The 24,997-nt window shown below is 68.7% G+C and carries 22 protein-coding genes and 2 pseudogenes; all 24 read right to left on the minus strand.

Features of this window, described 5'->3' with window-relative positions:
* Positions 1–9: 9 nt before the first annotated feature.
* Positions 10–1,141: pseudogene (bcsZ, locus tag A9K58_RS20205) on the minus strand (cellulose synthase complex periplasmic endoglucanase BcsZ).
* Positions 1,125–4,706: a cellulose synthase complex outer membrane protein BcsC gene (bcsC, locus tag A9K58_RS10585; protein ID WP_065199323.1), complete on the minus strand. Its 3,582-nt coding sequence runs from the start codon at positions 4,704–4,706 to the stop codon at positions 1,125–1,127. The pseudogene bcsZ and the gene bcsC overlap by 17 nt, the downstream one beginning before the upstream one ends.
* Positions 4,706–7,063 carry a cellulose biosynthesis cyclic di-GMP-binding regulatory protein BcsB gene (bcsB, locus tag A9K58_RS10590; RefSeq protein ID WP_065199324.1) on the minus strand — a complete coding sequence of 786 codons (2,358 nt, stop codon included), beginning with the start codon at positions 7,061–7,063 and terminating at the stop codon, positions 4,706–4,708. The genes bcsC and bcsB overlap by 1 nt, the downstream gene beginning before the upstream one ends.
* The gene (locus A9K58_RS19895) at positions 7,060–8,064 is read right to left on the minus strand and encodes a PilZ domain-containing protein (RefSeq protein WP_231109297.1); all 1,005 of its coding nucleotides are present in this window, start codon (positions 8,062–8,064) and stop codon (positions 7,060–7,062) included. Before A9K58_RS19895 ends, bcsB begins: the two co-directional genes overlap by 4 nt.
* The gene (locus A9K58_RS19900) at positions 8,055–9,683 is read right to left on the minus strand and encodes a glycosyltransferase (protein ID WP_231109298.1); all 1,629 of its coding nucleotides are present in this window, start codon (positions 9,681–9,683) and stop codon (positions 8,055–8,057) included. The genes A9K58_RS19895 and A9K58_RS19900 overlap by 10 nt, the downstream gene beginning before the upstream one ends.
* On the minus strand, positions 9,680–10,438 hold the full coding sequence (gene bcsQ, locus A9K58_RS10600) for a cellulose biosynthesis protein BcsQ (protein ID WP_081284029.1): 759 nt from the start codon (positions 10,436–10,438) through the stop codon (positions 9,680–9,682). The genes A9K58_RS19900 and bcsQ overlap by 4 nt, the downstream gene beginning before the upstream one ends.
* Positions 10,435–10,575 (minus strand): cellulose biosynthesis protein BcsR, encoded by a 141-nt coding sequence (gene bcsR / locus A9K58_RS19125; protein ID WP_081284030.1) that lies wholly within the window; start codon positions 10,573–10,575, stop codon positions 10,435–10,437. The genes bcsQ and bcsR overlap by 4 nt, the downstream gene beginning before the upstream one ends.
* A gap of 37 nt (positions 10,576–10,612) precedes the next feature.
* Positions 10,613–12,244, minus strand: coding sequence for a cellulose biosynthesis protein BcsG (gene bcsG, locus A9K58_RS10605; RefSeq protein WP_065199325.1), 1,632 nt, complete (start codon positions 12,242–12,244; stop codon positions 10,613–10,615).
* Entirely contained in the window at positions 12,241–12,420 is a 180-nt protein-coding gene (bcsF, locus tag A9K58_RS19715; RefSeq protein ID WP_065199326.1) for a cellulose biosynthesis protein BcsF, read from the minus strand. Before bcsF ends, bcsG begins: the two co-directional genes overlap by 4 nt.
* Positions 12,417–12,551, minus strand: coding sequence for a hypothetical protein (locus A9K58_RS20080; protein ID WP_269194771.1), 135 nt, complete (start codon positions 12,549–12,551; stop codon positions 12,417–12,419). The genes bcsF and A9K58_RS20080 overlap by 4 nt, the downstream gene beginning before the upstream one ends.
* Positions 12,548–13,954 (minus strand): cellulose biosynthesis protein BcsE, encoded by a 1,407-nt coding sequence (gene bcsE, locus A9K58_RS10615; protein WP_155760475.1) that lies wholly within the window; start codon positions 13,952–13,954, stop codon positions 12,548–12,550. The genes A9K58_RS20080 and bcsE overlap by 4 nt, the downstream gene beginning before the upstream one ends.
* A 124-nt stretch (positions 13,955–14,078) precedes the next feature.
* Complete coding sequence (locus A9K58_RS19500; protein ID WP_155760476.1) at positions 14,079–14,252, minus strand: hypothetical protein; 174 nt, start codon at positions 14,250–14,252, stop codon at positions 14,079–14,081.
* Between the two features lie 17 nt (positions 14,253–14,269).
* Positions 14,270–14,452, minus strand: coding sequence for a hypothetical protein (locus tag A9K58_RS10620; RefSeq protein ID WP_065199328.1), 183 nt, complete (start codon positions 14,450–14,452; stop codon positions 14,270–14,272).
* Between the two features lie 233 nt (positions 14,453–14,685).
* Positions 14,686–15,867 carry a nicotinate phosphoribosyltransferase gene (gene pncB, locus A9K58_RS10625; protein WP_065199329.1) on the minus strand — a complete coding sequence of 394 codons (1,182 nt, stop codon included), beginning with the start codon at positions 15,865–15,867 and terminating at the stop codon, positions 14,686–14,688.
* A 138-nt stretch (positions 15,868–16,005) separates the two neighbouring features.
* Positions 16,006–16,845 (minus strand): glycosyltransferase family 2 protein, encoded by an 840-nt coding sequence (locus tag A9K58_RS10630; RefSeq protein ID WP_065199330.1) that lies wholly within the window; start codon positions 16,843–16,845, stop codon positions 16,006–16,008.
* A complete protein-coding gene (locus A9K58_RS10635) occupies positions 16,842–17,693 on the minus strand; it encodes a glycosyltransferase family 2 protein (protein WP_065199331.1) in 852 nt (283 codons plus the stop codon). Before A9K58_RS10635 ends, A9K58_RS10630 begins: the two co-directional genes overlap by 4 nt.
* Positions 17,694–17,793: 100 nt before the next feature.
* Positions 17,794–19,994 (minus strand): annotated as a pseudogene (gspD, locus tag A9K58_RS10640) (type II secretion system secretin GspD).
* Positions 19,995–20,003: 9 nt separating this feature from the next.
* A complete protein-coding gene (locus A9K58_RS10645; RefSeq protein ID WP_065199332.1) occupies positions 20,004–20,786 on the minus strand; it encodes a general secretion pathway protein GspN in 783 nt (260 codons plus the stop codon).
* The gene (gene gspM / locus A9K58_RS10650; protein WP_065199333.1) at positions 20,776–21,477 is read right to left on the minus strand and encodes a type II secretion system protein GspM; all 702 of its coding nucleotides are present in this window, start codon (positions 21,475–21,477) and stop codon (positions 20,776–20,778) included. Before gspM ends, A9K58_RS10645 begins: the two co-directional genes overlap by 11 nt.
* On the minus strand, positions 21,458–22,597 hold the full coding sequence (locus A9K58_RS10655; RefSeq protein ID WP_065199334.1) for a PilN domain-containing protein: 1,140 nt from the start codon (positions 22,595–22,597) through the stop codon (positions 21,458–21,460). Before A9K58_RS10655 ends, gspM begins: the two co-directional genes overlap by 20 nt.
* Positions 22,594–23,457, minus strand: a complete 864-nt coding sequence (locus A9K58_RS10660; protein ID WP_065199335.1) for a type II secretion system minor pseudopilin — start codon at positions 23,455–23,457, stop codon at positions 22,594–22,596. The genes A9K58_RS10655 and A9K58_RS10660 overlap by 4 nt, the downstream gene beginning before the upstream one ends.
* On the minus strand, positions 23,454–24,086 hold the full coding sequence (locus tag A9K58_RS10665) for a type II secretion system protein J (protein ID WP_065199336.1): 633 nt from the start codon (positions 24,084–24,086) through the stop codon (positions 23,454–23,456). The genes A9K58_RS10660 and A9K58_RS10665 overlap by 4 nt, the downstream gene beginning before the upstream one ends.
* Positions 24,083–24,502, minus strand: a complete 420-nt coding sequence (xpsI, locus tag A9K58_RS10670) for a type II secretion system protein XpsI (RefSeq protein WP_065199337.1) — start codon at positions 24,500–24,502, stop codon at positions 24,083–24,085. The genes A9K58_RS10665 and xpsI overlap by 4 nt, the downstream gene beginning before the upstream one ends.
* Positions 24,499–24,993, minus strand: a complete 495-nt coding sequence (gene xpsH / locus A9K58_RS10675) for a type II secretion system protein XpsH (protein ID WP_065199338.1) — start codon at positions 24,991–24,993, stop codon at positions 24,499–24,501. Before xpsH ends, xpsI begins: the two co-directional genes overlap by 4 nt.
* Positions 24,994–24,997: the final 4 nt, after the last annotated feature.

The raw sequence follows: 24,997 nt of genomic DNA on the forward strand, positions 1-24,997 counted from the left end.
AAGCCATCCTCATCCCCCGGGCTGCAGGCGGCCGTCGGCGGCGAAGCGCCAGCGGCCTTCGGCCCAGCCGCGGCCGAACAAGGCCAGCATCTGCGAATAGTAGGCCGGCTCATCGGCCCGCTGCTGCTCGGCACTGGGCAGGCTGGCCAGCAGCGTCGCCGCCAGCGCTTTCTCGCCCTGCGCCAGCAGGTACGGCAACAGGGCTGCGCGGAATCCGTAGTTGCCTTCGCCCTGCCCCTGCCCGGTGCGGGTGTCCACCTTCTCCCACATCGTCGCACCGCTGCGCAGGCGCTGCAGCGGGCCGGACAGTGCCACCAGCTGCGGGCGGAACAGCGGGTCGCGCGGTGCCGTCATGCCTGCCCAGGCATAGCAGCGGATGGCATCGTAACTGCCGACTGCACCGTTGACCGGGTCAGCCACGAAGCGACCCGCCTGCCAGGCCGTCCAATCCGGTGCGAACCCGTGCGGGCTGCTCTGCTGGAGCATGCGCACCGTGTTGCCCGCCAATGCCTGCCACGGCCCCGTGCGATCAACCGACGCGAACCGGCGCAGCAGGGGCAGCGGCAGGTAGCTGGGATTGATCCGCGTCGCGTCATCCTTGATGAATCCCTGCGGCCCGGGCATCAGCATGGGGCCCAGGGAGTCCAGCTGCACGATCTCCCTGGCACGCACCTGCTGCAGCATGCCTTCGGCGATCCCTGCAGCGCCGGGCGCCGCCACAGGCGCGCGCCCTCAAGCAGCACATAGGCCAGCCACAGATCGGAATCGGCGCGGGGTTGCCGTCCAGGACCCTCCAGCCCCCCTTGTCATCCCGTCCCCATAGCCAGGCAGGCAGGTTCTGGCGCATGTCGCCGCCTGCAAGGTTGTCCTGGGTCCAGCCGAGCATGCGGTCAAACAAGGCCTGGTCGTTGCCGACCAGGGCGAAGAACAGTGCGTAGGACTGCCCTTCCGAGGTGCTGCGCTGGTCCGCGTGGCTGTGATCGATCATCCGGCCGTCGCGGCTCAGGCTGCTGTCGACCAGTACCTGCCACGCCGGCCAGCGCGGTGCCGGTCGCGCCCGCGACCGCCCCCAACCCAGCAGCGGCAGTGCTGCGGTCGCCTGCAGCAGGCGCCGCCGGTGCGGGTCAGCGGAATTCACCATAGGGCACCAGCGGAGAGACGGGCAACGGCAGGTTGCCCTGCCAGGGCTTGAAGGTATAGCGCAGGTAGAGCTGGAACGAGTTCGGCGAGAAATCGCGACTGCGCTGCAGGGTGCCGGCAGCCCCAAGCACGAAATGGTCGCCGAGGCGGCGCTCCACCGCGCCGTAAAGCCGATAGCCGGTACCGGTGCTGCTGCTGTCGCCGGTGTACAGCCCGGCCTCGTCCAGTGCCAAGGGGCCATACTGTGGTTCAAGCTGGGTGATCACCCGCTCGATCAGCGCCTGATCGGGGTAACGGCTGATGGAGGACGTCCGCGCACTGGATACGCTGACCGATCCGTCCAGGCGCACCGACCAGTTGTCGTTTCGCCAAGCGAAGCTCACCGGCAGGCTCAGCGAGGCATAGCGCTGCGGGCTGTAGTAGCCGCCCTGGCCCAGCGAATAGCCCCCCAGGTCCTTCTGGTAACGCCAGTACATGGCGGTCGTGCCCACGTCCAGGCGCATGTCCGGATGCTGGATCAGCTTGTGGTACCAGCCCGCCATCGCGCGCGCGCGGGTGTTGTCCACCACGTTGCGGCCGGTCAGGCGATGCCAGCTCCAGTTCGACCAGACACCATTGCGCCCGCCCTGGTCGTAGCCCAGGCTGAAGGTCACGCCGTTGGCGGTGACACCGCCCCAGGCGATTCCGCTGCGCGGATCATATGCGCCGGCCTGCGAGAGCAGCGAGTTGGTCATGGGTCGCCGCGACACTGTGGCGCCCCAGCCGAAACGGCCGAGGTCACCGTTGAGAGTCACGCCGCCGAGCCAGTTGCCGACCACGTAGTGGGAAGGGGTGTGGCCTAAATCGATGTTCCAGCGATCGTCCAGCGTACGCCAACCCACGGCGAAGCCGGCCCCCGAATTGCGCCGCTGATGCACGAACCGCGTGCAGCCCGGCGCCCGCAGGCGCGTGCCGTCAGCCTGGACCAGATCCAGATCGCAGCTGCCGAAGTCTTCGTCATAGGTGCCATCACCATCGGTCTGGAAACGCCCGGCATCGAAGCTCACCTGCTCGATCCGCGCCCAGCCCAGCCCGCCTGCGAATGGCGCGTCGAGGTGAGCGATGCGCGTGTCACGTGCAAGGCGCGAGATGCCCGGCGTACCGTCACTGCGCCGGCCGGTGTCCTGCATCACGGTCAGCGTCGGGTTCTCCTGCTGGTAGAGGGCTTCGACATCGCTGCGCAGGCTGCGCCTCAGCCAGTCGTCACCTTCCGTCTCGCGGCTGGCCAGGGTCAGTGCGCGGTCATCGCGCGGTGTGGCCTGCGCTGGCGACAGCAGCCCGTTGTCGGACATCGCCTGGGCGTACATGTCCAGCGCCTGCTGCGGATCGTCGCGGCGCAGCAGCCTTGCGGCGTCGCGCCAGGACTGTGGGTCGGGGCCGCTCCTGCGCGCCAGCACTCCGCGCAGGACCGACAGTGCCTTGGCCTCCTCGCCCAGGTCGGTCCAGATCGCGGCGAGCTGGCGTTGCTGCCCGGTCGCGTCATCTGCCACCTGCGGCGGCGCATCCTGCATCTGGCGGCGCGCACTGGCCAGGTCGCCGATGCCGATCCAGGCCTGCACCCGGCCCAGCTGCGCGTCCACGTTGCCGGGTTGCGCGGCGAGCACACGCTGGTAGTAGTGCAGGGCCTGCGCGGAGTCGCCGCGCAGGCGTGCCCACTCGGCCATCAGCAGGTCGTTCTCGGTGCTGGGCGGTTGCTGCTGCAAAAGGGCAAGGGCTTCCGTCTCCCGGCCTTGCGCGCGCAACTCCCAGAGATGATCGATCAGCTGCTGCCGCTGCAGGCGCGCCGACAATGCGCGGATGTCATCATCCCATTGTGCCCGTGGCAGTGCATCGAGCACGGCCAGCGCCTGCGGCAGGCGATCGGATCCGGACAGGTACAGCGCCTGCGCGTAGCGTGCCTCGGCACTGCCATTGCGGGTGGCCATGTCAGTTACTACCGCATCGGCTTCGTCCTGCCGCCCCGCTGCACGCAGCTCGTTGCCGAGCGCGTACGCCAGCCATGCATCGTCCGGCAATTCGCTGCGCAGCTGCTGCCCCAACGCGATGGCCGATTCAGCATCGCCCGCTGCCAATGCCTGCTCGCGGCGTTCCCGCAGGCGCGCCAGCTGCAGCCGGCGCAGGTCGCCTGCGTACAGCTTCCGCTGCGCCGCGGGCAGCGCGGTGATGAAGGCCTCCAGCCGGTGCGGATCGGTACGGCCGTACAGCTGCACCAGCTTGCGGATGACGTTCGCATCGTTGGGCGCCATGCCTCGCGCCACCTGCAACTGGCGCTCGGCGGCGGCGTCATCGCCCCGTGCCACGGCAACGTCGACCAGGCCCAGCACCGCATTGACGTCACGCGGCTGCTGCCGGCGTGCCTGTGCATAGAGGCGCTGGGCCTCGTCCAGCCGCCCGGCCTTGAGCGCTGCATCGGCCTGGTCCAGCTGCAGCCAGTAGCGGGTGCTGGCGATCAGGTCGCGCCACTTGTCGTTGCTGTCACCTGCGGGGGTCGCCTGTACCGCGCGCTGGAAGTAATCGATTGCCTGCTCGCGGCGGCCCTGGCGCATCAACGCCATGCCCAGCCCTCCCAGCAGGCTGGCTTCGCGGGGATAGCCGCGCAGCGCCTGCACGAAGGCGCGCTCGGCTTCTTCGTTGCGGCCCGCAGCCAGCAGTTGCTCGCCACGCAGGCCGGCGCGCCAGGCGGGATCGCTGACCCGCCTGTGCTGGTCGGCATGGCGCTCGCGCACGAGGGCGATGTCGGAAAACGTGGGATTGCGGGTAATGAAGTCCTGCAGGCGACGGACGTTGCGCTCGTCGGCTGGCTGCTCCTTCAGGTAGGCCCATTCGGCATCGGCCGCCATGCCGCGCGCTTCCGGATTGCGGCCCATGCGCTGCAGCGCCGCCAGCGCCTCGCTGTCGCGCCCTGCAGCAAACAGTAGCTGCGACAGCGTCTGCAGCAGGGTGACGTTGCCCGGGTAGCGGCGATCCAGTTCGGCCAATGCGCGGATGGCCAGTGCGCGACCGTCGGCCTGGGTGCCGCGAAGGCGCCAGTACTCCAGGCCCAGCTGCAGGCCCGGCGGATCATCGTTGAACAGCCGCCGGTAGATCGCCAGCGCCTCTGCGCTGCGGCCACCGGCCGCGAACAGGCGCGCCTGCTGCAGGTCCTGCTGGAGGTCACCCCGATAGGCTCGCCACAGCCGCTCGCCGGCCGCCAGCTCGCGGCTGCCTGCGCCGATCCGGCGCAGGCGCTCCAGCGTGGCCTGCGCATCGTCCAGCTTCTGCTGCGACAGTTGCACTTCCAGGATCGCCACCAGGGTGCTGCGATCGTCCGGCGCGAGCATCCGCAGCCGCGCCAGCGCATCTTCGATCAGGCTCTGGCGGCCGGTGGCCTCGCCGATACGAACCTGCTGCAGCAGCCACTGGCGCTGCTCGGCCACCGTGCCCCCCGGCGTTGCCGGCAATGCCTGTGCCATGCACGCACCGGCACCTGCCAAGCCGAGCAGGACCAGGCCGGATACTGCCTTCAGCGGAGGTCGCACGCGCGTCATCAACGGCCCTGGTCCAGGCGCTTGGCGGCCACCCAGCGCAGCGTGCGCCACAACAGGAAGGCGACCATCAGTACCACCAGCGTGGCCAGCACGGCCAGCAGCGCCGGATGATCGGCCAGGTGGTACCACAGCAGCAGCCACCACGGCAGTGCGCCGACATAGTAATGATCGCCGACGAACTGGCTGTGGATGCCCGAACTGCGCAGGATCGCCACCGAACCGGCAATCGCTTCGCGCTTGCCGGTATCGCTGAGCGCATCATCAAGCAGTCCGTAGTCGGCGTCAGTGCTGGCCGCCAGCGAAACGATGCTGCGCTGCGCATGGTGCGGCGACTGCATGCCGATGATCGCCGCGAACGGTGCCTGCGCACTGACCGCCACTTCGGTAACTGCCGGATCACCGGCGCGGCTGCCGCGGCGCGCCTGTTCCATCGCTGCCTGCGGCGACGGCGACTGGCCATTGAGCAGGCGCGTCCGCTGGTCATCGATCAGCAGTGAAAGCTGCTGGCTGCCGCGCAGCTCTGCCGGCAGCGCGCCCAGCATCAGCAGGTCCGCATCCAGCGCGCTGGCCTGCTTCCAGTCGTCGGACAGGCGCAGGCCATAGGCTGGATAGCCACTCTGCAGGCCCAGGCCACCGATCAGGTTCAGCAGCAGGCTGACCTGGGCTTCGTTGGCCTTGGGCGGAACCAGCACCACGGTCTCGGACAGGTCCGCCATGCGGGTGAAGGGGAAGCCACTGAGCGCGAACGCCGACAGGTCCGGCAGGCCCATGTAGTGGTGGAACCCGGAGAAATCGATGGTCGAATCTTCTTCGATCGCGGCCTGCAGGTTCGGCGGCAGCACGGTCTGGCAGTGGTCGCGCTGGGCGCTGCCCATCACGCTGGCGAAATTGAAGTCGAAGCGCAGCTGGTTGCGGTCGCCGAGCTTCAGCGCCGGAATCAGCAGGCGCCCGTCGTCGGCGCCGGCATCACCGGCCAGGACCGGCAGACGGATCTCTTCCAGGCCCTGCTTGCCGGTGTGCCGGACCAGCGGGAAGCTGGAGATGAACTGATCGTTGATCGCCACGCCCAGCCGCGACTCGTCGCTGGCGAACGGTGGCGTGTAGCGGTAGCGCAGGTTGAGCGGAATACCCTGGTTGCGCCAGATGAACAGATCGGGCGGCAGGTTGAGGTTGACGGTGATCGGCTGCGGCGAGACGCCACTTGCCCGCAGCTGCTGCGGGTAATCAAGCAGTTCGGAGAAGCGCACGGCGCGGTCGGTGCGCACCCAGTTGGGGGCGTCATACGGTTTGCGCGGGGCCAGCGGCTTGATCTCGTCGATGCTGACCTGGCGGCCGCGGAACAGCACGTTGCCCGCGGCCATCGCCGCCACGGCCTTCTGCAGGTCGTCATCGTTGCGACCCAGCACCAGCAGCAGCTTGCGCTGTGGATCTTCCGGCAGCGCCATCAGTTCGATCACCGGGCCCTTGACCGGGGCATGGTTGGCGATCACCGGCGGGAAGCGGCCGTTGACCGCCAGCACCACGGCATGGCCCTGGGCCGGCAGCGCGCCGAAACTCACCGGGAAACGGGCCTGCCGCCACCAGCCCGCCAGGCTGCCGAAATAGGAGGACATCACTGCCGCCGCGCGCTGCTGGGCCAGGCTGGGTGTACCGGCAAACACCACCGGCAGCTCCAGTCGTGCGGTGTCGCGCGGGTCGAAGAACGGCAGCGGGAAATTGGCCAGGTCGTCCTGCACCGCCAGCGGTTGGCCCCCCAGCCGCAACGTGCTGTTGCTGGACAGGTTGACCCACAGCGAACTGTGGGTCGGCTCCTCGCAGATGTCGGTGTAGTGACCGACGAACTCCAACCGGACCTGGTTGAAGTCGGCGATCAGGCGCGCATCGAGCGGCAGCTTGGCCTGCACCGGGCGCCCGAGCTGATCGTTGCTGATCGGCACCACCCCCATCATTGCGTCGTTGAGATAGACCCGCAGGTGCGACAGGGTCGGCAGCAACGAAGGCGACGGGGTGAAACTGAGGTCCAGTTCGGCGTCACGCACCAGGCGGTCACGGCGCACCTGGAACTCCAGGGTAGTGGCATTGCGGATGCCGGACAGCAGGGTGTCCTGGCGCCGCCCCAACTGAGCGAACGTGCTCTGTCGCTGCCAGGGCCACGCGCTTCCGGCCCAGGTCTGGGCCAATGCTGGCGCCGGATCGGCCGCAGCAGCCTGTGGCGCTGCGGCGCCCGCGGGCGATGCCGCCGGCGGGGCAGCCGCCGGTACCGGTACGGGTACCGGAGCAGGAGCGCTGTTGCCGGACGCCACTGGCAGTGCCAGCAAGGGCAGCAACAACCAGCGCAAGGAGGACGGAATGCTCATGGACGAAGCCCTGGGTCAGCGGCTGGGTCAGCCGGGTAGGAAGGAAGTGGACGTTGCGGGGCGAAACTGGCCATCCAACGCAGCAAGCGGCGGCTCCAGTGCACCGGACGGTCGAGATCGAACGGCGTGAAGTCACCCATCCGGCGGTAACCGCGCCAGCCCAGCACCAGCACGCTCCACAGGCTGCGCGGCAGGCTCTTGGGCTGGTAGCCGGCGTGCCAGTCCAGCCAGGCGTCGGCACGGGCGAAGGTGCATTGGGCGAATTCCACCCGCTGGCGTTCGTTCTCGAACAGCAACAGCAGGCCCAGACGATGCCCGACAGTGCGTTGCACGCGCGCCGGGAACGCGAATTCGCGGCGACCACGCCCGAGCAGCACCTGCACCCGCTGGCCCTCGGCCAGGGCGGCGTTCTCGCCCAGCTCGACGCCGACACCGTCGTTGGAGTAATCCTGCAGGACACCGCGCAGGCGACGGCCATCGGGAACCTGCAGTGCCATCGGCAGGCGCGTGGTCACGCGGTGGGTGCGCCGCACCTGCTGCACCTCGGCGGCCACGGCCAGCGCGCCGCCAACGATGAGCAGGTTGTACAGCACCCACAGCGAACTGACGACCACCGTGCCACGCTCGTCGACCGGCCCATGCATGAAGCGCCACACGGCGAAGCACAGGCCCAGCACGTTCAGCAGCGCCAGCACCAGATACGGTCGCGCCACGCGCCAGTCAAAGCGGTCGCCGGCCTGGGTGCCGCCCTTGTCGGTCACGTTGAACTTGCCCCGGCCCGGGCTGAACAACGCCACGGTAGTCGGCCGCGCGATATACCAGGCCAGTACCGTTTCGTAGACCTCGCCCCAGAACGGGCGCCGGTACTTGCCCTGGATACGCGCATTGGTGAGGCTGGCATGGGCCATGTGCGGCACCACGAACAACACGATGGCCAGCGCCGGCGCATAGATGATGTAGACGTGCAGCAGCAGGAATGCCAACGGCGCGGTCAGGAACACCAGCCGCGGGATGCGGCCAGGAAATGCAGCATCGCGTTGGCGTAGCAGAAACGCTGGAACAGGCTCAGCCCCTTGCCCAGCAGCGGGTTGTCGATGCGGAAGATCTGGACCATGCCGCGCGCCCAGCGGATGCGCTGGTTGACGTGCGCGCCGAGGCTGTCGGTGGCCAGGCCGGCCGCCTGCGGAATGCGCAGATAGGCCGAGTTCCAGCCGCCACGGTGCAGGCGCAACGCGGTATGCGCGTCCTCGGTAACGGTCTCGGTGGCAAACCCGCCGATCGCATCGATCGCCTCGCGCCGCAGCACCGCGCACGATCCGCAGAAGAACGCGGCATTCCACAGGTCGTTGCCGTCCTGGACCAGCCCGTAGAACAGCTCGCCTTCGTTCGGGTCGCTGCGGAACACCTGCAGGTTGCGCTCGAACGGATCAGCCGAGAAGAAGTGATGCGGGGTCTGTACCAGGGCCAGCTTCCGGTCGCGCAGGAACCAGCCGCAGGTGATCTGCAGGAACGATCGCACCGGCAGGTGGTCGCTGTCGAAGATCGCCACCAGCTCGCCATCGATCAGGGTCAGCGCATGGTTGAGGTTGCCGGCCTTGGCGTGACGGTTGTCGCTGCGGGTGATGTAGTTGACCCCGGTCTGTGCGGCGAACTCGCGGAAGGCCTCTCGCCGGCCGTCATCCAGGATGTGGATGCGCAGCTTGTCGGCCGGCCAGTCCAGGCCCATTGCGGCATATACCGTGTGCCGCACCAGCGACAGGTCTTCGTTGTAGGTGGGGATGAGCACGTCCACCGTCGGCCATTGCCGGGTATCGGCCGGCAGCGGCGCGGGACGCCGACGGAGGGGCCAGGCCACCTGCACGTAGCCCAGCATCAGCACCAGCCACGAATAGGTTTCGGCTGCCAGCAGCACCACGCCGCAGACCAGGTCGAAGGTGCTGTTCCAGTTCAGCGTGGCCGTGTAGCGCCACCACAGGTAGCGGCAGGACACCGTGATCGACAGCACCACCAGCACCAGCGTGGCATAGCGGCCCTGCATGCGCCCCACCAGCAGCGCGATGATCCACAGCAGCACCACGAATACGAACTGGGCGAGATAAGTGAACGGCTGGGTGACGCACAGCACCGCCAGTCCCAGCGTGGCCAGCCCGGCCAACAGCGTAAGCAGCTGCCGCGAACGCGGCGACAGGGCACGCGCGTGCTCGCCGAACCACTTCGCGACACGGCTGTTCCAGACGTTGCTGGGTGCATCCTGCATCGCCCGCAGGTAGCGCAGGTGGCCCCGGCCGGCGGCCCCCCGCAGTTCGGCAATGCGTTGGCGGTGCGCCTCGGCCAGGCGCAACCGCCGCTTCGAGGCCTTCGGCGCTTGCCGCACCACTGACCACCAGGCTGCCTGGATCAGCAACCGCAGCGGGTCGCCCGGCCGCCAACGGCGGTCGCCCTGGATCTGCGGAAACGCGCTGCGCAGGCGTGGCGCCAGCGACTGCCAGGCGGGCCCTTCCAGGCGCAGCAGTGCCCAGCCCAGCAGCTGCAGCAGCCACAGCGCACTGCGCGTCGGCCAACCGGCATGCACGCGCTCGCGCATCCGGCGCCAGCCCAGGTAGTAGACGCGGCTGCTCATCCGTGCGCCCCTGCACCGGCCTGCCGCCGCGCGGCCTCGGCCAAGCACCACAGCACCAGGCCATCGACGTCGGCCGCGGCCAGGGCGGTGGCTGCGTAACGGCCGAGGGGCTGCTTGCTGGCCAGCGCCGCCGGCACCTGGGCATCTTCATGCAGGGACTGCGGAACCAGGCGCCGTGCGGGGTCATGCAGCCACAGCTGCATGAGATCGCGCTGCACGGTGATGGCCGGATCGTAGCGATTGGCAAGCAGCAGCCGCCCATCATCGGCCTGGCGCTGCAGGAACACGTGGCTGACCGGATCGACGCAGGCCAGGCGCAGGGGCAGCGTGCACGGCGCATGCTGGTTGACCGCCGCCACATGGGCCGGCAGCCGCTGCGGCAGGTCGAACAGCAGCCAGTCGAACTGGGTGGCCAGCAGCGGCAGGCGCTCGGCCCAGGTACCGGGCTGCTCACGCAGCCACTGCTCCACCCGCAGTGCGCCTTCGGCGTCGACGCGGCCGTAGGGCAGCACCGCCAGTCCGGTTGCGCAGGCGAAGGCGGTTTCCCGCCAGTCACCGCCATCCAGCAATGCGCGCGCCCAGCCGCCCTCTACGTCGGCGGGCAGGCCCAGGTGCAGTCCCAGCATCTGGTCAGGGCTGCACTCGACCAGCAGCACGCGTTGGCCTTGGGCATGCAGTCCCTGGCCCAGCGCCGCCAGCACCGTGGTTACGCCGGTACCGCCGTGGACCCCCTGCAACGACAGCATGACGCTCATCGGCGCAGCTCCAGTTCGGCCAGCAGTGGCCAGCGCGCCAGTGCCTGTGCGCGCTCGTGCTCGGCCGAGAAATCAACATAGGGGAACGCAGGCATGTCCAGGCTGCGCCGCAGCAGGTCGATGTCATCCTCCTCCACGACAGGGAGCTCGGCACGGCAAGAATGTCGGCTGGCATCAGCGCGCGTCCTCCGGGTAGGGGCTCCACGCCTGGCTTCCCTGCAACTGCAGCCAGGGCGTGCCGCCGTAATCGATGACCTTGGCGCCCTCGTTCTCCGACACCGAGGGCGTCTGCGGCAGGCCCTTGAGCAGGGCATCCCAGTTGCGTTCGCTCGGTGCCGACTGCGCATTGAGCGCGTAGACGCGTGCAACCAGCTCGGAAACCGCCAGGTAGCTGCTGGGCTCGGGAACGTGTCGGGGACCGCCGGCGGCTGGCACGCCCATGCCCACCAGCTTGATGCCCACCGGCACGTGCGTGATCGACGGGCTGGGAATCTCGCGCATGCCCGGGATCTGCATGCGATCACCGTGCAGCGCGGCACCGTGCTCGGGCACGACCACGATCATCGCGCGGCGCCCGCTCTTTTCCACGGCGTCGACAAAGCCCGCCAGGTCGCCAAGCACCATTTCCGCACGCGCCTTGTAATCGGCGGCATTGGAGCGGCCGTCAGCGCCGACGATCCGGTTGCCGTCGTGCAGCGAGATCGTGTTGTAGAACAGTGCCACCTGCTGCGAGGCCCCGGCCTGCCGCTGCTTCCACCAGGCAGCCAGCACGTCGCCATCGCGGCGCAGGGGCGACTTGTCGAAAGCCACCAGGGCCTTGGGGAAGGCACTGATGTCCATGGGACGCGCCTGCAGGCCGCCATACTGGCGCAGTTCACCGATGAAGTCGTCGAAATGGCCGTCATGATTCATGGCCAGCTCGCTCTGGAAGCCCAGCTGCTGCAGGTTCGAGAACAGCTGGCACTCCGCCGGCACCGGGTCGAACAGCGCGGTGTGCGAGGTCTGGCCGCAGCTCGCACGCAGCAGGCGGATCGCCGCCGGGCCACTGTAGGCGGTGGCCGAATTGAACTCGTCGAATACCACGTCCATGTGGTCGAGCAGGTTGTTGCGGCGCAACCCGACTTCGTCCAGGTCGCTCCAGGCCAGTGAGCAGATGTTGAGGATGATGACGTCGAACGGTGCGCCGCTGGCGGGCGCCGGGAACGTGGTCTTCAGGCTCGCCTGCTGCTGGTAGAAGCCTGCCAGCCAGGTGTTGAGGGTCTCGTTGCTGGCCGGTGGCAGCCCGGCCCCGGTGGTTGCGCCACCTGGGCTGGCGGCTGCGGTGGCGGTGCCCGGCCCGAGCACCAGCCCCGACGGCAACGGCAGCGCTACCATCGCCATGCCGAGCATGCCCAGCACGCTCAGGGTGGTGATGCGCAGCCATGGCTTGAGCAGGAAATAGCCCAGCAGCAGCAGGGCCAGCACCACCACCATCTGCCAGTTGATGAAGCGCTGGGCCAGTTCAAGCCAGTACTCTGCCGAGAAATCCAGCACCCCGGGCTGCACCAGCAGGCGCTGGAACGGCGGCCACCAGGTGTCCTGGTAATACAGGGCAACGCCAACCGGCACCGCCACCACCGTGCGCGCGATGCGCGCCCAGCGCCAGCGCAGCGGCACCAGCAGCGCGCCCAGGAACACCAGGTTGGGCAGGATCTTCAGATTGAGCGCGCCCATCCAGGCCAGCACTACCTTGGACAGGAAGTACAGGTTCCAGCCGCGCAGGTCGGCCCACGCGAAGGGCGATGCGGGAAGCGACTGCTGACTCATGCAGTGCCTCGCGGCGCACGCTGGCGCACGCCGGCGCGGCGCAGGTGGCGGGGCGGCAACCATCGCCCCGTGCTTCGGCGCAGCGCGCGCCACAGGCTGCCCAGCATCATGCCGAACGGAATCATCAGCACCGCACAGGCGACGATCAGGGTCCACAGCTGCGTGTCGGTGGTCATGCAGGATCTCCCAGCCGCAGGGGCGTTGGCGCGGTGAATGGCGGCTCTTCCGCCGCCGGGGCCACCACGGGCAGTGCCGATGGCGCGGGCGGCAGCAGTTCGGCATCCGGGTCGCTGCCGCGGGCGTTCATGGATGCGATGTCGTACTCGGCCAAACGTGGTAACCGTCGAAGAGTTCGCGCCAAGGCAGGCGGAACAGATTGCCCAGCGCCTGCTCGACCGCATCACGCCGGCATCCGAACAGGAACAGGCGTACCTGTCCGCGGTACACGCAGGCCAGGTCTCCCTGGCGGCGGATGCGCAGCTGCTGCAGGGTCTGCTCGGCCCGCAGGCCGGCCACCGGTTGCAGCGCCAGCACCGCACTCTCCACTGCGCTGCCATCCTGGTCGATGCGCTCGCCGGCGATCCGGCGGAAGCGTTCGGCATCGACCAGGCCACTGAGCGGAGGCGGCCGATGGGCGCGGATCAGCGGCTCCGGGTCCTCTGCAAGCTGGCCCGGCCAGCGCTGCCGCTGGACGGTTTCCAGCAAGGTCAGCAAGCGCGGCAGGGGCGTATCGGCCGGAACCACCAGGCTGCCACCGCACTGCATCAGCAGGCGCTCATCGGCATAGCGCAGGCACGGCTGCCGTTCGCGCACCACCAGCTTCAGCGCGCGGCCACGCTCGCGGCGCAGCCGATGCAACAGCCTGGCCAATGCGTCGACGTGGGCATTCTCGCCGATGGCCAGCACCACAGTGGCCTCGCGGGCCCGCAGCGCTGCCGGAAGCAGGTCGTCCCAGCCGTCATACAACCGCCAGGCCGCCGACAGCGGCGGTGCGCCTTCGAGTACGTCGGACTGCGCCAGGAACACGTCGCGGTCGCTTCCGCTGGCACCATCGGCGGGCGTTGCGGCGGCATCGGGCTCGTGCTGGTGGCGCAACCCGTTGCCCTCCTGCACGACGCCGAACGATTGCTGCGCAACCACACCGTGGCTGTTGGCCCAGTAATGCAGCAGCAGCTGCAGTGCGCCACGATGCGGATGCAGCTGGGCCACGCCGGCACAGGCACGGTTCAACGGCAGCAGGCGCGGCGCCAGGGCAGCCACTTCGCCGTGGCACAACAGCAGCAGCACCTGCCGTGCCTGCTCGGCCCATGCCTGCAGCTGTCCGCACCAGCGCGCCAGGCGGGCATCGTCCCATCCTTCCAGCGCCGCCGCCGGGAACTGCACCAGGCTCAGGCGGGTCTGCCCGGACGCGGTGCGTGGCAGGTCGGCGGCGAGACCGCGCAGGGCCTGCTGCATGCCGTGGTGGGAGCGCTGGAACAGGCGCAGCCGCACCGGCCCCTGCTCCTCCGGCAGCAACGACAGCATCGGTTCAACACCACGCCCCAGGGTGACCAGCACCGCCTCCTGCAGGCCACCGGCGCTGGCCAATACGCGCGCCCCCAGCAGGTCGGCCGGCGCGCTGCCGGCAGCGACGACCCAGTACAGGCCGCCACTGCGCATCTCGACGTGTTCGGAAGGCAATCCTTCAATGGCAAGGCGAGGGTCTGTCACGCCGGGTCCTTTCAGCGGGTCTGGACCGGACGACGAGCCCGGCGCTGGTACTGTCGCGAAGAATGCACCATTTCATGACGCATATCACACTCGTACTTCTGTATGGCCATGATGGCTCTGATCTTCACGCTTGCGGGATCAAGGCGCAGTCAATGCTGCCTGCGCTGCCGGAGAAGCAGCGTCCGAAGAGGCGGCCGTTGCCCGCGCCATCGGTGCTGGCTGGCGAACGCCGCCCGCCCATTCGCGTGCCGACGATGATGATCCGGCCAAAGCCGATCCGGGTCTGGTAAGCGGCCACGTTGCTGACCTGGCAATTCAGACGGATCTCGAAGAGTCCAGGGTGTTCCTGGACAGAGCCGACCGGGCAACAGCGAAATCCCTGCCGTCCGGGGTCGGGACAATGCGGGTCCTGCCGGTCACTTTGCCATCGAAGGCAATGTTGCCGCTGGCGGCGCTGCCGGCCAGCACCAGCGCGGCCATGACGTTCACCTTATGCATTCGCTTTTACCTGGCCCTACTGAGGAGATGGAAGTAGAGGAGGAAGCAAGGAGCACTGCCAGTGCCAAACAAGACCCATCCTTGCGTCTTACCGTGACACAAGTATATTCAAAAATGTGATTTGTGTCGCATTTATTTCAGGGCGTCCGTTTATTGACGCCATCGCCATGCCGTGATAGGCACACCGCGTGTCGACGACCTGGTGGTGGTCGAGTACCTGTAGGCCGGCGTTGCTACGCCGGCTGCTTCAGTTCGAAAACCTGGCGCAGATAGGCCAGGTAGCCCGGGTCGTCGCACATGCTCTTGCCCGGCGAATCGCTGAGCTTGGCCACCGGCTGGCCATTGCAGCGGACCATCTTGATGACGATGTTGAGCGGCGTGGGACCTAGGTCATTGGTCAGGTGGGTGCCGACGCCGAAGGCGACCTGGCAGCGGCCGCGGAAGTAGTCGTACAGGCGCATCACCTTGGCGATGTCGAGCCCATCGCTGAACACCAGCACCTTGCTGCGTGGATCGACCCGGCGCTGCTGGAAATGCGCCAGCATGCGGTCGCCCCAGTCGAACGGATCGCCGGAGTCGTGGCGCACGCCATCGAACAGCTTGCAGAAGTACATGTCGAAGTCGCGCAGGAACGCGTCCAGACCGACCACGTCGGACAGCGCGATGCCGAGGTCGCCACGGTACTCGCGCGCCCACGATTCCAGCGCCGCCACCTGCGAATCACGCAGGCGCGGCCCCAGGGCCTGGAAGGCCTGCAGGTACTCATGGGCCATGGTGCCATGCGGTGTCATGCCATACAGGCGGGCGAAGTGGACATTGCTGGTGCCCACCAGTTGCGGGCCCAGCGCATCGCGGAGCAGGGGCAGCAGGCGTGCATGCCAATCGCGCGAATAGCGGCGGCGACTGCCGTAGTCGGCGATGCGGCACTGCTCGAACCCGGGCGTATCGCGCAACAGCGCGGCCTTGGCCTGCAGGCGGCGTTCGCCTTCAGCGAAGTCGGCGGTGGTGGTGTTGCGGAACCAGACCTCGTTGATGATGGCCAGCAGCGGCACTTCGAACAGGATGGTGTGCAGCCAGGGACCGGTGATGTCCAGTTCGATCTCGCCCGGCACCGCCTTCGATGCACGCAGCTGGATGTACTTGCGGTCGAGGTGGAACAGGCCGAGGAAGTCGGCGAAATCGGGCTTCACGAAGCGCAGGCCACGCATGTAGTCCAGCTCCGCATCATTGAAACGCAGGCTGCACAGGTGATCGATCTCTTCGTCGATCTGGTCGATGTAGCGGGCCAGGTCGATGCCGGGATTGCGGCATTTGAACCGGTACTGCACCTGGGCGCCGGGATACTGATGCAGCACCGCCTGCATCATGGTGAACTTGTAGAGGTCGGTGTCGAGCAGGGACTGGATGATAGGCATGGGGCGGATTATGCGCCCGGCAGGGTGAACCGGGGTGTCCGCGGCCACGCCCGGCTGCCTGGCCTGGGCCGAGCGCGGGCTCGGCTCTACGGAAACGGCGGTGGTGGATCCACGCCATGCGTGGATGCCCTTTCGGCCCTACAGGGACCTGCGCAGCAGCCGTGGCACCAGCATCAGCGCGTGTGCCCAGATCGCGGCCCACACCGCGGCGCGTACCGGCAAGGAACGTTGCCTGGCCTCGAACTTCAGGAAATAGCGCCACAGGCCCCGGTGCTTGTGCCATTCCACGAAGAACGGACGCGAGCGGCTGGAGACACCCCGCACATGGGTAACCTGCAGGTCATTGGCGATCGCCACCACCGCGCCCGCATCGCGCACGCGCCGGCACAGGTCCAGGTCCTCCGCGTGCAGGCGGTAGCCTGCGTCCCAACCACCGATGCGATCAAACAGCGCGCGCGACATCATCAAGAGTGCACCGGACAGTGCCGGCACCCGTTGCAATGCCTGGTGTGGATCGCGGGGAACCGCCAGCTTCGAGCCCTGGCCGGGCGAGCGCAGCATCAACAGGAAGTCGGGATCACGCCGGCGCACCGCGTCGTCGGCATGGCCGTGCTCGTCCACCTGTTCGACACCCAGCAGGCACTCGCCCATGGCTTCGGCACGCCGGCGCAGTTCCGCCAGGGTGTCCGGCTCGACCATCAGGTCCGGATTGATGAAGGCCAGCCACGGGCTGCTCGAAGCGGCGGCGCCCTGGTTGTTGGCCGCCGCAAATCCGGGGTTGTCCGGATTGCCGATGAAGCGCACACGCGGATCGTGGCTGGCATGGCGCTGCACGATTTCCAGCGTGCCATCCACTGAACCATTGTCGATCACCCGGATCTCGGCGACATCGCGTGCCTGGCGCAGGCGCGAAAGGCAGGCATCGATGGTGCTGCCGCTCTGGTAGGTGACGACGACGGCGGCAATGGCAACATTCAAGCGGTGGGCTCCGGCACGGGCGGGACGAACAGGTCGCCCTGCTCTCCCGGCATTATCACCTGCCGCATGCGTTGCTGCAGGTCGGCGCGCAGCCCATGCAGTGGATCGCGCATCAGGAAATCCGCCAACCGCGGTACCCAGCCCGGCCAGCGCGCGGCCAGGGCTTCGAGGTCGCCATCCAGGCTGGCCGCTTCCCTGGCCCGGCTGACGAAGGCGGTCTCGCACAGGACGTTGCGCCAGCCCAGTCCCGCCATGCGCAGGCTCAGATCGATCAACGCTGTATTCCAGCCGGCATAGCTTTCCACGTCGAGGCCACCCGCACGACGGCGCGCATTGCCTCGCACCAGCACCGCGTGCGTGACGGCCGAAGGCAGTTCCGGGTGCAGCGTGGGCAGCGCCGCACAGGTCTGCGCCAGCAGTACCGGATCGCCCGGTTCGGGATTGATCTCGCCCAGGCGCGGCCAGGCGGCAGTTTCGCCGGCATTGCACCACGGGGTGGCGGTCGCGATGGCGGCGTCGCGCGCAAAGGCATCCTGCAGCTGCTGCAGCCAGCCCGGTGCCGGCACGCTGTCGGGCGCCAGCACGGCCACATCCAGGCCGTCACAGGCACGCAGCATTTCATCAAGGTGGGCGACTTCGCCCAGTGGCCGAGCGCGGCGGGTGTACTCGGCCTGCAGCGGCGTGTGTGCCAGCCAGTGCTCGACCACGGCCTGTGCGCGCGGCCCGGCCTGTGCGTCATCGGCCAGCCACACCGCTGTGCCCGGCGCGGTACCGGCATCGAGCGCGGCCAGGCAACGGTCAAGTGCAGCATCGTCCACGCACAATGGCAGCAACACGATCGCCCCCATCCCGCCTCCGTGGTTGTTGGTGGCCACAGCGTAGCACCGGGTGGGTACCGGTCGGGTTGCACCCGGCGCCCGCAGAGGCCGAAGCCCGGCCGCAAACCCCTTACTTCTTTGCGCGCGGCTGGTTCAGTGGTTCCATCGCGCGGAAGCGCTGGCTGTACTCGTCGGTCAGGCTGCGTGCCTCCTGCCCGTTGCGGACGATGCTCGGGGTCAGCAGCACGATCACCTCCGAGCGGCGGCTGGTGCGGGACTTCTGCCCGAACAACGCGCCGATCACGGGAATCCGGCTCAACCCCGGAATCCCGCTGCTGCCGTCTGTCGCCGAGTCGGTGATCAGGCCCGCCAGCATGATGGTGTCGCCGCTCTGCACCGCGGCTTCGGTCGACAGCTTCTTGGTGGAGATGCGCGGGTTGCAGTTGCGCTCGGTCGGGTTGCAGTTTTCCGGCACGTCCGAGGCGCTGCTCACTTCCTGCACGATGTCCAGGAACACCGTGCCGTCGCGGGTAACGCGCGGGCGCACCTTCAGGATGACGCCGGTGTCGATGTACTGCACTGAACTGTAGGTACCGGTTCCGATCCCGGTGTTCACCGTCGTGGTATTGATCGGCACCTTGTCGCCCACGTTGAGCGTGGCTTCGGCGTTGTTGCGAACGAACACCGAAGGCGTCTGCAGCAGGCGCAGGTCGGTCACCTTGTCCAGTGCGCTGACCACGGCCGCGGCGTTGTGGCCGGTGAATGCCCAGCCAGCCCCATCGGCACCCGTGGCCGCGCCAGCGAAGGTATTCCAGGAACCGCCCGTGGCCGCCGGCAGGGTCAGGCCCGCCAGCGCACCGGTCAGCGCGCGGCCCGCCACCGCGTTGTCGAAGAACCAGTTGACGCCGTACTTCAGGTCGCCGGTCAGCGCGACTTCGGCGACCTGCGCCTCGATATGCACCTGCAGCGGCATCACGTCCAGCTTCTCGATCACCTCACGGATCGAACGCCAGGCCTGCGGCGTCGAGCGCACGAGCAGCGTATTGGTTTCTTCCACCGCCGATACGCCGACGCGGTCACCCTCCACTTCCAGGCTGATGCTGACATTGCCGGACTGGCGCTGCGGCAGGTTCATGCTGCCGTTGCCGCCGCTGCCGGCCGAGGTACTGCCCGCCGCCGCACCAAAGTTGCTGGTGCTGCTGTCCCTGCCACGGTCGCCCTCGCTGTCCAGCTGCGACGGAATGGCTCCAGGTGCCAGCGATGCCGGGCTGGAGCTGCTCCGGTTGCCACTGCTGGCAAACGCTTCGCTGAGGCGCTCGGCCAGGTCCCGCGCCTTGATGTAGCGCAGCTCGTAGGAGAACAGCCGTGCGCTGCCGCCGGCGGTGTCGATACGATCCAACCATTGCTGGATCTGGTCCAGATAGCGCGCCTGCGGGGTGATCACCAGCACCGCGTTGGCGTTTTCCAGCGGCAGGAAGCGGAACATGCCGGCGCTGGGCGTCTTGCTCTCCTCGCCAAATACTTTCTCCAGGTCGGCCGCGACCTGCTCGGCCTTGCCCGACTGGATCGGGAACACCCCCACCGACATGCCCGACAGCCAGTCGACGTCGAAGATCTCGACGGTGCGCATGTAGTTTTCCAGTTCGGCGCGGGTGCCACCGAGGGTGATCACGTTGCGCCCGCTGTCGACGTTGACGATGGCATTGGGCCGCGCATACGGCTCCAGCACCTTCTTCATCTCGGTGGCGGAGATGAACTGCAGCGGCACCACCCGTACCTCGAAGCCGCGCGCGCTGGCCGCGGGCGCCGTGCTCGGCGCGACCGTGCCCGCCAGCGCCTGGTCGGCAGCGACGATGTTGTAACGGCCACCGCTGTAGACCATGCGCGCGTTGTTCCAGCCCAGCACCATCTCCAGCAGGTTCAACGCCTGCGCCGGCGAGACCGGCTTGGGCGTGGCCAGGGTAACCGTGCCCTGCACCCCCGGTGCGATCACGTAGTTCTGGCCGAGCATGTCGCCGAGGATGGCCTTGACCACCGCATGCACCGACTCTCCTTCGAAGTTGAAGGTCGCCTCGCCGGTGCTGGCCCCGTGCAGTGCGGGTACGGGCGCGCGTGCCGCTTCGCGATTGATCATGGTGCCGGTGCCGCGGCGGATCACTGCCTGGGGAGCGCCCTGGCTGCCCTGCGCTGCGTCGGTGGCAGCCTCGGCAGCCTGCCCGGCGCCGGCAGTGGGCGACAGGTTGCCGTTGCGCTGTACATGCGGCGCGACACGGTGCTGCAGCCGACCAGCAGCGCCAGGGCAAAGGACCAGGGAAGAAAGCGCAGGCTCATGCATTCACTCTATCGGTTGGTGCCATCGCCCGGGGGCGGCGACGGTTGTTGCTGCTGTTGTTGTTGCTGCAGCTGGCGGCGACGGGCCTGGATGCGTTCGCGGATGGCCTGCATCTGCGCTTCGCTGGGACCGTTGCTGTTGGTGGGTGGCACGTTCGCCGCTGCCGTCGCCGGGGCGGCCTGGACGGGCGGGCGCGGCACGGCCGCGCCAGGCTGCTGCGCCGGCACAGGTGGCAGCGGTGGCGCCCCTGCGCCCGCCGCGGGCGGCGTTGCAGTGACGCTACCCAGCGCGGTCGGTGGTTCACCGCCCTGGCCGTTGAACACCGCCAGCTCCAGCACCTGGCTGCCACCGGGCCCGATCACCGTGGCCTGGCGGGGCTGCAGCGCCACCAGCTGCCAGCCATCGACCGCCTCGCCGTTGAGCCGCAGGCGCAGCGACCGGTTCTGTTCCGTGTTGAACGTCGCCAGGCCGAAATCGCCGGCCAGCAGGACGCCGGTCAGGCGCAGCGCCGCGCTGGCCGCCGGTTCGCCACCACCGAGCAGATAGGGCCGCGGCCTGCGGTCTTCGGCGAACAGCGGGCGCTCGCCGATCGCGCTGTAGCTGCCAGCGTCGGCCATGCGCTCGGCGGCCAGTGGTGGCAGGGCCGGTAGCGATGCCGCCGCATCGGTGCCACCGTCGGCACCGGGCAGCCGGCTGCCGAGACCGAAGCCGGTCGCCAGCCATACCGCTGCCGCCCATCCGGCCAGCGCCACCAGGAAGCCGGTGCGCAGGCTGATCTGCTCAAGCTTCATCCGCCACCTCCGCATCGCCCTGTGCGGGTGGCTCAGGCGTCGGCGCAGGCGCCGGTTCCTGCGCGGGGAGCGGCCCGGCCGCGGGTGCCGGCGCAACGCCGGCGGCAGCGGCACCCGGCAACAGGTAGCCCGCCAGTTCGAAGGACACATCCAGGCCCAGCCCGGATTCGTTCGGCGACTGCTGGAAGCGCTGCGCGATCAGGTTGAGGTTGTCGACGAACAGGCGCGGGCTGCCGGTTTCCAGGTTGTGCAGCACGGTGGCCAGTTCGGCCACGCCGCAACGCAGGCGCACCTGCATGGCGACACGCACGAATTCGGCATCACGGCGATTGTCGGTCAACGGCGTGCGGTTGCTGATGGTACAGCTGCGATTGCCCGGGCTGGCCGTCGCCACCGCATCCTGCAGCTTCGCGCCGAGTGCCGCGGCAGCGGCTTCGGCGGTGGCTTCGCGCAGGAAGCCGGGCCGCTGCTGCAATGCTTCGCGGGTAGCACGCAGGCGCTGCTCGATCTGCGGCCGTTGCTGCAGCTGCGCCTGCACGCGCGATTCGCGTTCGCGCAGGGCGGCGATATCGGCATCGATCGCGCGCAGCGGCTGGGTGAACCAAGGGTGCACCAGCAACAGGTAAGCCAACGCCAGCACGGCCAGCAGCAGTCCCAGCGCCAGCCAGCGGTCACGGCGTACGCTTGGCATCGGCCGCCTCCCGGGTCGGGGCCGCGGACGGCAGCGGTTGCAGCTCAGCGGTCATGGTGAAGCGGTCGCGGCCACTGGCGGCACCATCGGCCTGCAGCACGCCGGTCAGGTTGACCTTGCGCCACTGCGGCGCGTCCTGCAGCAGCTGCACCAGTTGCGAGGCTTCGCGGCTGAGCCCGATCAGCTGCAGGTTGTTGTTCTCGATGGCCAGCTTTTCCAGGTAGGTACCTTCCGGCAGGCGCCGGGTCAATTCGTTCCAGATCTCTACCACGCCCGCGCGCCGGCTGCGCTCCTTTTCCAGGAATGCGGCGCCGTCGATCAGCGCCTGCAGCTGCGCGCGCTCGCTGGCCACGCCACGGGCACTGCGTGCACTGCGCTCGACCTGCGCGCGCAGCTCGTCGGCGGCGGCACGACGGTTGTCCAGCAGTTGCAGGCCCGCCAGCACCAGCATCACCAGGGTCGCGATGGCCAGCAGCAGGTTCCAGCGCCGCATCGGATCGGTGCGGCGCTGGCGCTGCGCGGGCGGCAGCAGATTCACCTGCAGCACGTCGCCCTGCGCGGCGATGGCGTCCACACCGGCCAGTGCACCGCTCCATTCGCCCACGACGCCACGCCATGCATCCAGCTGGCGCAGCGGCCAGGCGACCAGCTCGACCTGCAGTTGGCCCTCTCCAGCGACGCCGAGTTCACGCACGTCATAGCTGACCTGGCTCGCATCGAAGGGGGTCTGCCGATCGATCTCGAAACCGACCACGGCGCGCAGGCGGTCAGCGGCAGCCGCCGGCAAGCGCAGTGGGCGGCGCAGCACCTCGTCGGCCGGCAGCAGCCACACCCGTGGCAAGTTGCGCACGCGCGGTTCCAGCACACGGTCCAGTTCGGCCGGTGACACCGGCCACGGCAACCGGACCACCGGTTCGCGGCGTTCGCCCACCTCGCGCCAGACCTGCAGCTGGTCTTCCTCGCGCTGCAGCAGCAGGCGCGCCTGCGCCCAGCCCAGCGCCCATTGCCAGCGTGCCGGCACCCACGCCAGCAGCGATTGCCGCCACCAGCGCAGGAAGCGGCCGGCGCCGGGGCCGATCCGGCCCTGCACCCGCCGCAGACTGTCCTGCCAAGCCGTCATCTTGCTGCCATTCCCTGCTCCCAGCGAAGCACTGTATAGGTCCGCCCGGGGACCCCGCCCGAGCCATTGCGTACCACTGCCCGCAACACCGACCGGCGTCCACTGCCGTCGATGGCACGGGACTCGATACTATAGGTGCCACTGCTGCTGGCAAGCGCCGGCGCGCCGGCAGCGGAATCGGCGTCACGCTCCTGCTGGGCGCGCTGGGCCAGCACGGCATCCGCATCCAGCCCCAGTGCGGTCAGTACCAACGCGCTGGCGAACTGTGGGTCGGGGCGCGCCTGGCGGCTGTACAGCGTCAGGTGGGGAAGCATCGCCTGGTACAGCGGCCCGCGCATGCCGAGCACCCGCTGCAGCTCGCCCAGCGTTTCGAAGCGCCGGTTGCGCGGGCCATAGGGCAACCCCGCCGCAGCATAGTCCGGCGCTTCGGCACCACCGCCCGGCTGCAGCAGGCTGTCCTCATCGCGCCAGTCGACGATTGCGCCCGCCAGCTGCTGCGCTGCACCTTCATCCTCGCCCAGTGCCTTGAGGAAGGCGGCGAGCAGGCCTGCATCGGCCAGGTTCAGGTTGATCTTGCCGTTCTCGTCCAGCACCTTGATCTCGATGCTGGCGTCATCGAACTGCCAGCGGTAGGTTCGACCATCGGCACGCCAGGGCACCCGCTGCGGGTCGGCAGACAGGCGCGCCAGTGCATATTCCAGGCCGGCCCGCGCACGTTCCTGGCCACGCGCGTCATCGTCCAGCACCCGCTGCTGCAGATGCTCGACCCGCGCGTTCAGCGCGAACGCACCGACCAGCGCGGTCATCAGCGCGATCAGCCAGAGCACCAGCACCAGTGCAGCGCCGTGGTGCCGGTTCATCGGGCACCTCCGCTGCCGCCCGTGCGCGGGGCGACCACCAACGGCGGCCACGGAGCGCCCCTGGCCGGTACGATCCGGATCTCCACCAGCATCGGCAATCGCCGGGTGTCCTCCCAGCGCGTCGTCCAGTCGGTCACCTGGCCGGTACTGGCGTCGATGCCGCGGTAGCGCAGCTGCACCGACTTCAGGTTCTCAACCAGTACCTCCGGCGGGCGTGGCGGATTCTCGGCGATGCGCTCGCCTTCCTGCAGCAGCACCAGGTCCAGCAGCAGGCGCTGTTGCCCATCGCGTCCGTCCACCTGCAGCGCATGCAGGTAGGGCCCCCCACGGCCGAGGTAGCCGGGCAGGTCGGCGGCGAACAACATGCGTTGTTCCTCCCCCTGGAAGAACACCGGTTCGCGGGTAGGGTCCGGGACCTCCAGCGGGGTGCGCAGTGCGCCCGCCAGCTGCCTGCGCAGCAAGGACTCGACCGCGCGCATGCGTTCGCTCTCGGCGGCGATCTGCTCGCCACGCTGGCTGACCGCCATGGCCGAACGCACGCTGGCGAACGCCAGCGCCAGGCCACCGGCCAGCAGCACGGTGGCCAGCATCACCTCGACCAGGGTGAAGCCTGCGGCGCGGCGGTTCATCGTGCGTTCTCCACGTCCGGTGGCAACAGGCGCAGGCTGCGCCAGCGCAGCTGTTCGCGTTCGCCGTCGCCCCAACGCACCTGCAGCTGCAGTTCGGCCAGCCAGGGCGTACCCGGTGACGTTGCCTGCGCGACATTGCCTGCGCGCGGCTCCACCCACGGCTGGACCTGCAGCTCCCAGTGATAGCGCCCCTGTTCCCAGTCACCCTGCTGGCTACCCACCTGCAGTGGTGCATCGATGCCTGTTGCGGCCAGCAATGACTGTGCATGCAGTACCGCACGCGTGCGCAGCTCCGCCTCACGCACCTGCTTGGCGCCACCGGACAGGCTGCCCAGCAGCAGGGTCAGCGCCAACCCGAGGAGGGCGAAGGCGATGATCACTTCCAGCAAGGTAAAGCCGCGCGCGCGCCGCTTCATTGCGACCGCCAGGGGCCTGAGCGGACCTCGCCCGTCAGCCAACCCACATCGATGCGCCACTCGGCTCCCTCGCGCTGCAGCCGGATCCGGCCGCCACTGGAACCGCCGTCGGGATGGAATTCGATCACGCCCTGCCCGGGCGCGGTGGCCAGCTGCGCGGCCCCTTCAAACTGTACCTGCAACTGTGCCGGTACGTCGCCGTGGCGCTGGTTGGCTCCTTCCCAGCGCCGTCGCGCCGGTTCGATCACGAAGCGTTGCGCTTCACCGCGCGTGATCGCCTGGGCACGCACCATGCGCAGCTGGTTGGCAATGTCCTTGCCGGCGCTGCGCAGCTGCATGCCGGCGAAGCCACGCGACAGGCCCGCAGCGGTGATCAGCCCGATCGCGGCAATCAGCGCGATCACCAGCAGCATTTCCAGCAACGACAGGCCCCGTGCGCGCCTGCCGTGCAGGCGCGGGCGTGGCAGCCGGCGCGGCAGGAAATGCCTCATGCAG

Source organism: Stenotrophomonas maltophilia, assembly GCF_001676385.1.
GTDB classification, from domain to species: domain Bacteria; phylum Pseudomonadota; class Gammaproteobacteria; order Xanthomonadales; family Xanthomonadaceae; genus Stenotrophomonas; species Stenotrophomonas maltophilia_J.

Excerpts from the sequence above, each read along its gene's own strand:
- bcsC (WP_065199323.1), bottom strand. The coding sequence starts at position 4,706 with ATGACGCGCGTGCGACCTCCGCTGAAGGCAGTATCCGGCCTGGTCCTG.
- bcsB (WP_065199324.1), bottom strand. The coding sequence starts at position 7,063 with ATGAGCATTCCGTCCTCCTTGCGCTGGTTGTTGCTGCCCTTGCTGGCA.
- A9K58_RS19900 (WP_231109298.1), bottom strand. The coding sequence starts at position 9,683 with ATGAGCAGCCGCGTCTACTACCTGGGCTGGCGCCGGATGCGCGAGCGC.
- bcsQ (WP_081284029.1), bottom strand. The coding sequence starts at position 10,438 with ATGAGCGTCATGCTGTCGTTGCAGGGGGTCCACGGCGGTACCGGCGTA.
- bcsG (WP_065199325.1), bottom strand. The coding sequence starts at position 12,244 with ATGAGTCAGCAGTCGCTTCCCGCATCGCCCTTCGCGTGGGCCGACCTG.
- bcsF (WP_065199326.1), bottom strand. The coding sequence starts at position 12,420 with ATGACCACCGACACGCAGCTGTGGACCCTGATCGTCGCCTGTGCGGTG.
- A9K58_RS20080 (WP_269194771.1), bottom strand. The coding sequence starts at position 12,551 with ATGAACGCCCGCGGCAGCGACCCGGATGCCGAACTGCTGCCGCCCGCG.
- A9K58_RS10620 (WP_065199328.1), bottom strand. The coding sequence starts at position 14,452 with ATGCATAAGGTGAACGTCATGGCCGCGCTGGTGCTGGCCGGCAGCGCC.
- pncB (WP_065199329.1), bottom strand. The coding sequence starts at position 15,867 with ATGCCTATCATCCAGTCCCTGCTCGACACCGACCTCTACAAGTTCACC.
- A9K58_RS10635 (WP_065199331.1), bottom strand. The coding sequence starts at position 17,693 with ATGGGGGCGATCGTGTTGCTGCCATTGTGCGTGGACGATGCTGCACTT.
- A9K58_RS10645 (WP_065199332.1), bottom strand. The coding sequence starts at position 20,786 with ATGAAGCTTGAGCAGATCAGCCTGCGCACCGGCTTCCTGGTGGCGCTG.
- gspM (WP_065199333.1), bottom strand. The coding sequence starts at position 21,477 with ATGCCAAGCGTACGCCGTGACCGCTGGCTGGCGCTGGGACTGCTGCTG.
- A9K58_RS10655 (WP_065199334.1), bottom strand. The coding sequence starts at position 22,597 with ATGACGGCTTGGCAGGACAGTCTGCGGCGGGTGCAGGGCCGGATCGGC.
- A9K58_RS10660 (WP_065199335.1), bottom strand. The coding sequence starts at position 23,457 with ATGAACCGGCACCACGGCGCTGCACTGGTGCTGGTGCTCTGGCTGATC.
- A9K58_RS10665 (WP_065199336.1), bottom strand. The coding sequence starts at position 24,086 with ATGAACCGCCGCGCCGCAGGCTTCACCCTGGTCGAGGTGATGCTGGCC.
- xpsI (WP_065199337.1), bottom strand. The coding sequence starts at position 24,502 with ATGAAGCGGCGCGCGCGCGGCTTTACCTTGCTGGAAGTGATCATCGCC.
- xpsH (WP_065199338.1), bottom strand. The coding sequence starts at position 24,993 with ATGAGGCATTTCCTGCCGCGCCGGCTGCCACGCCCGCGCCTGCACGGC.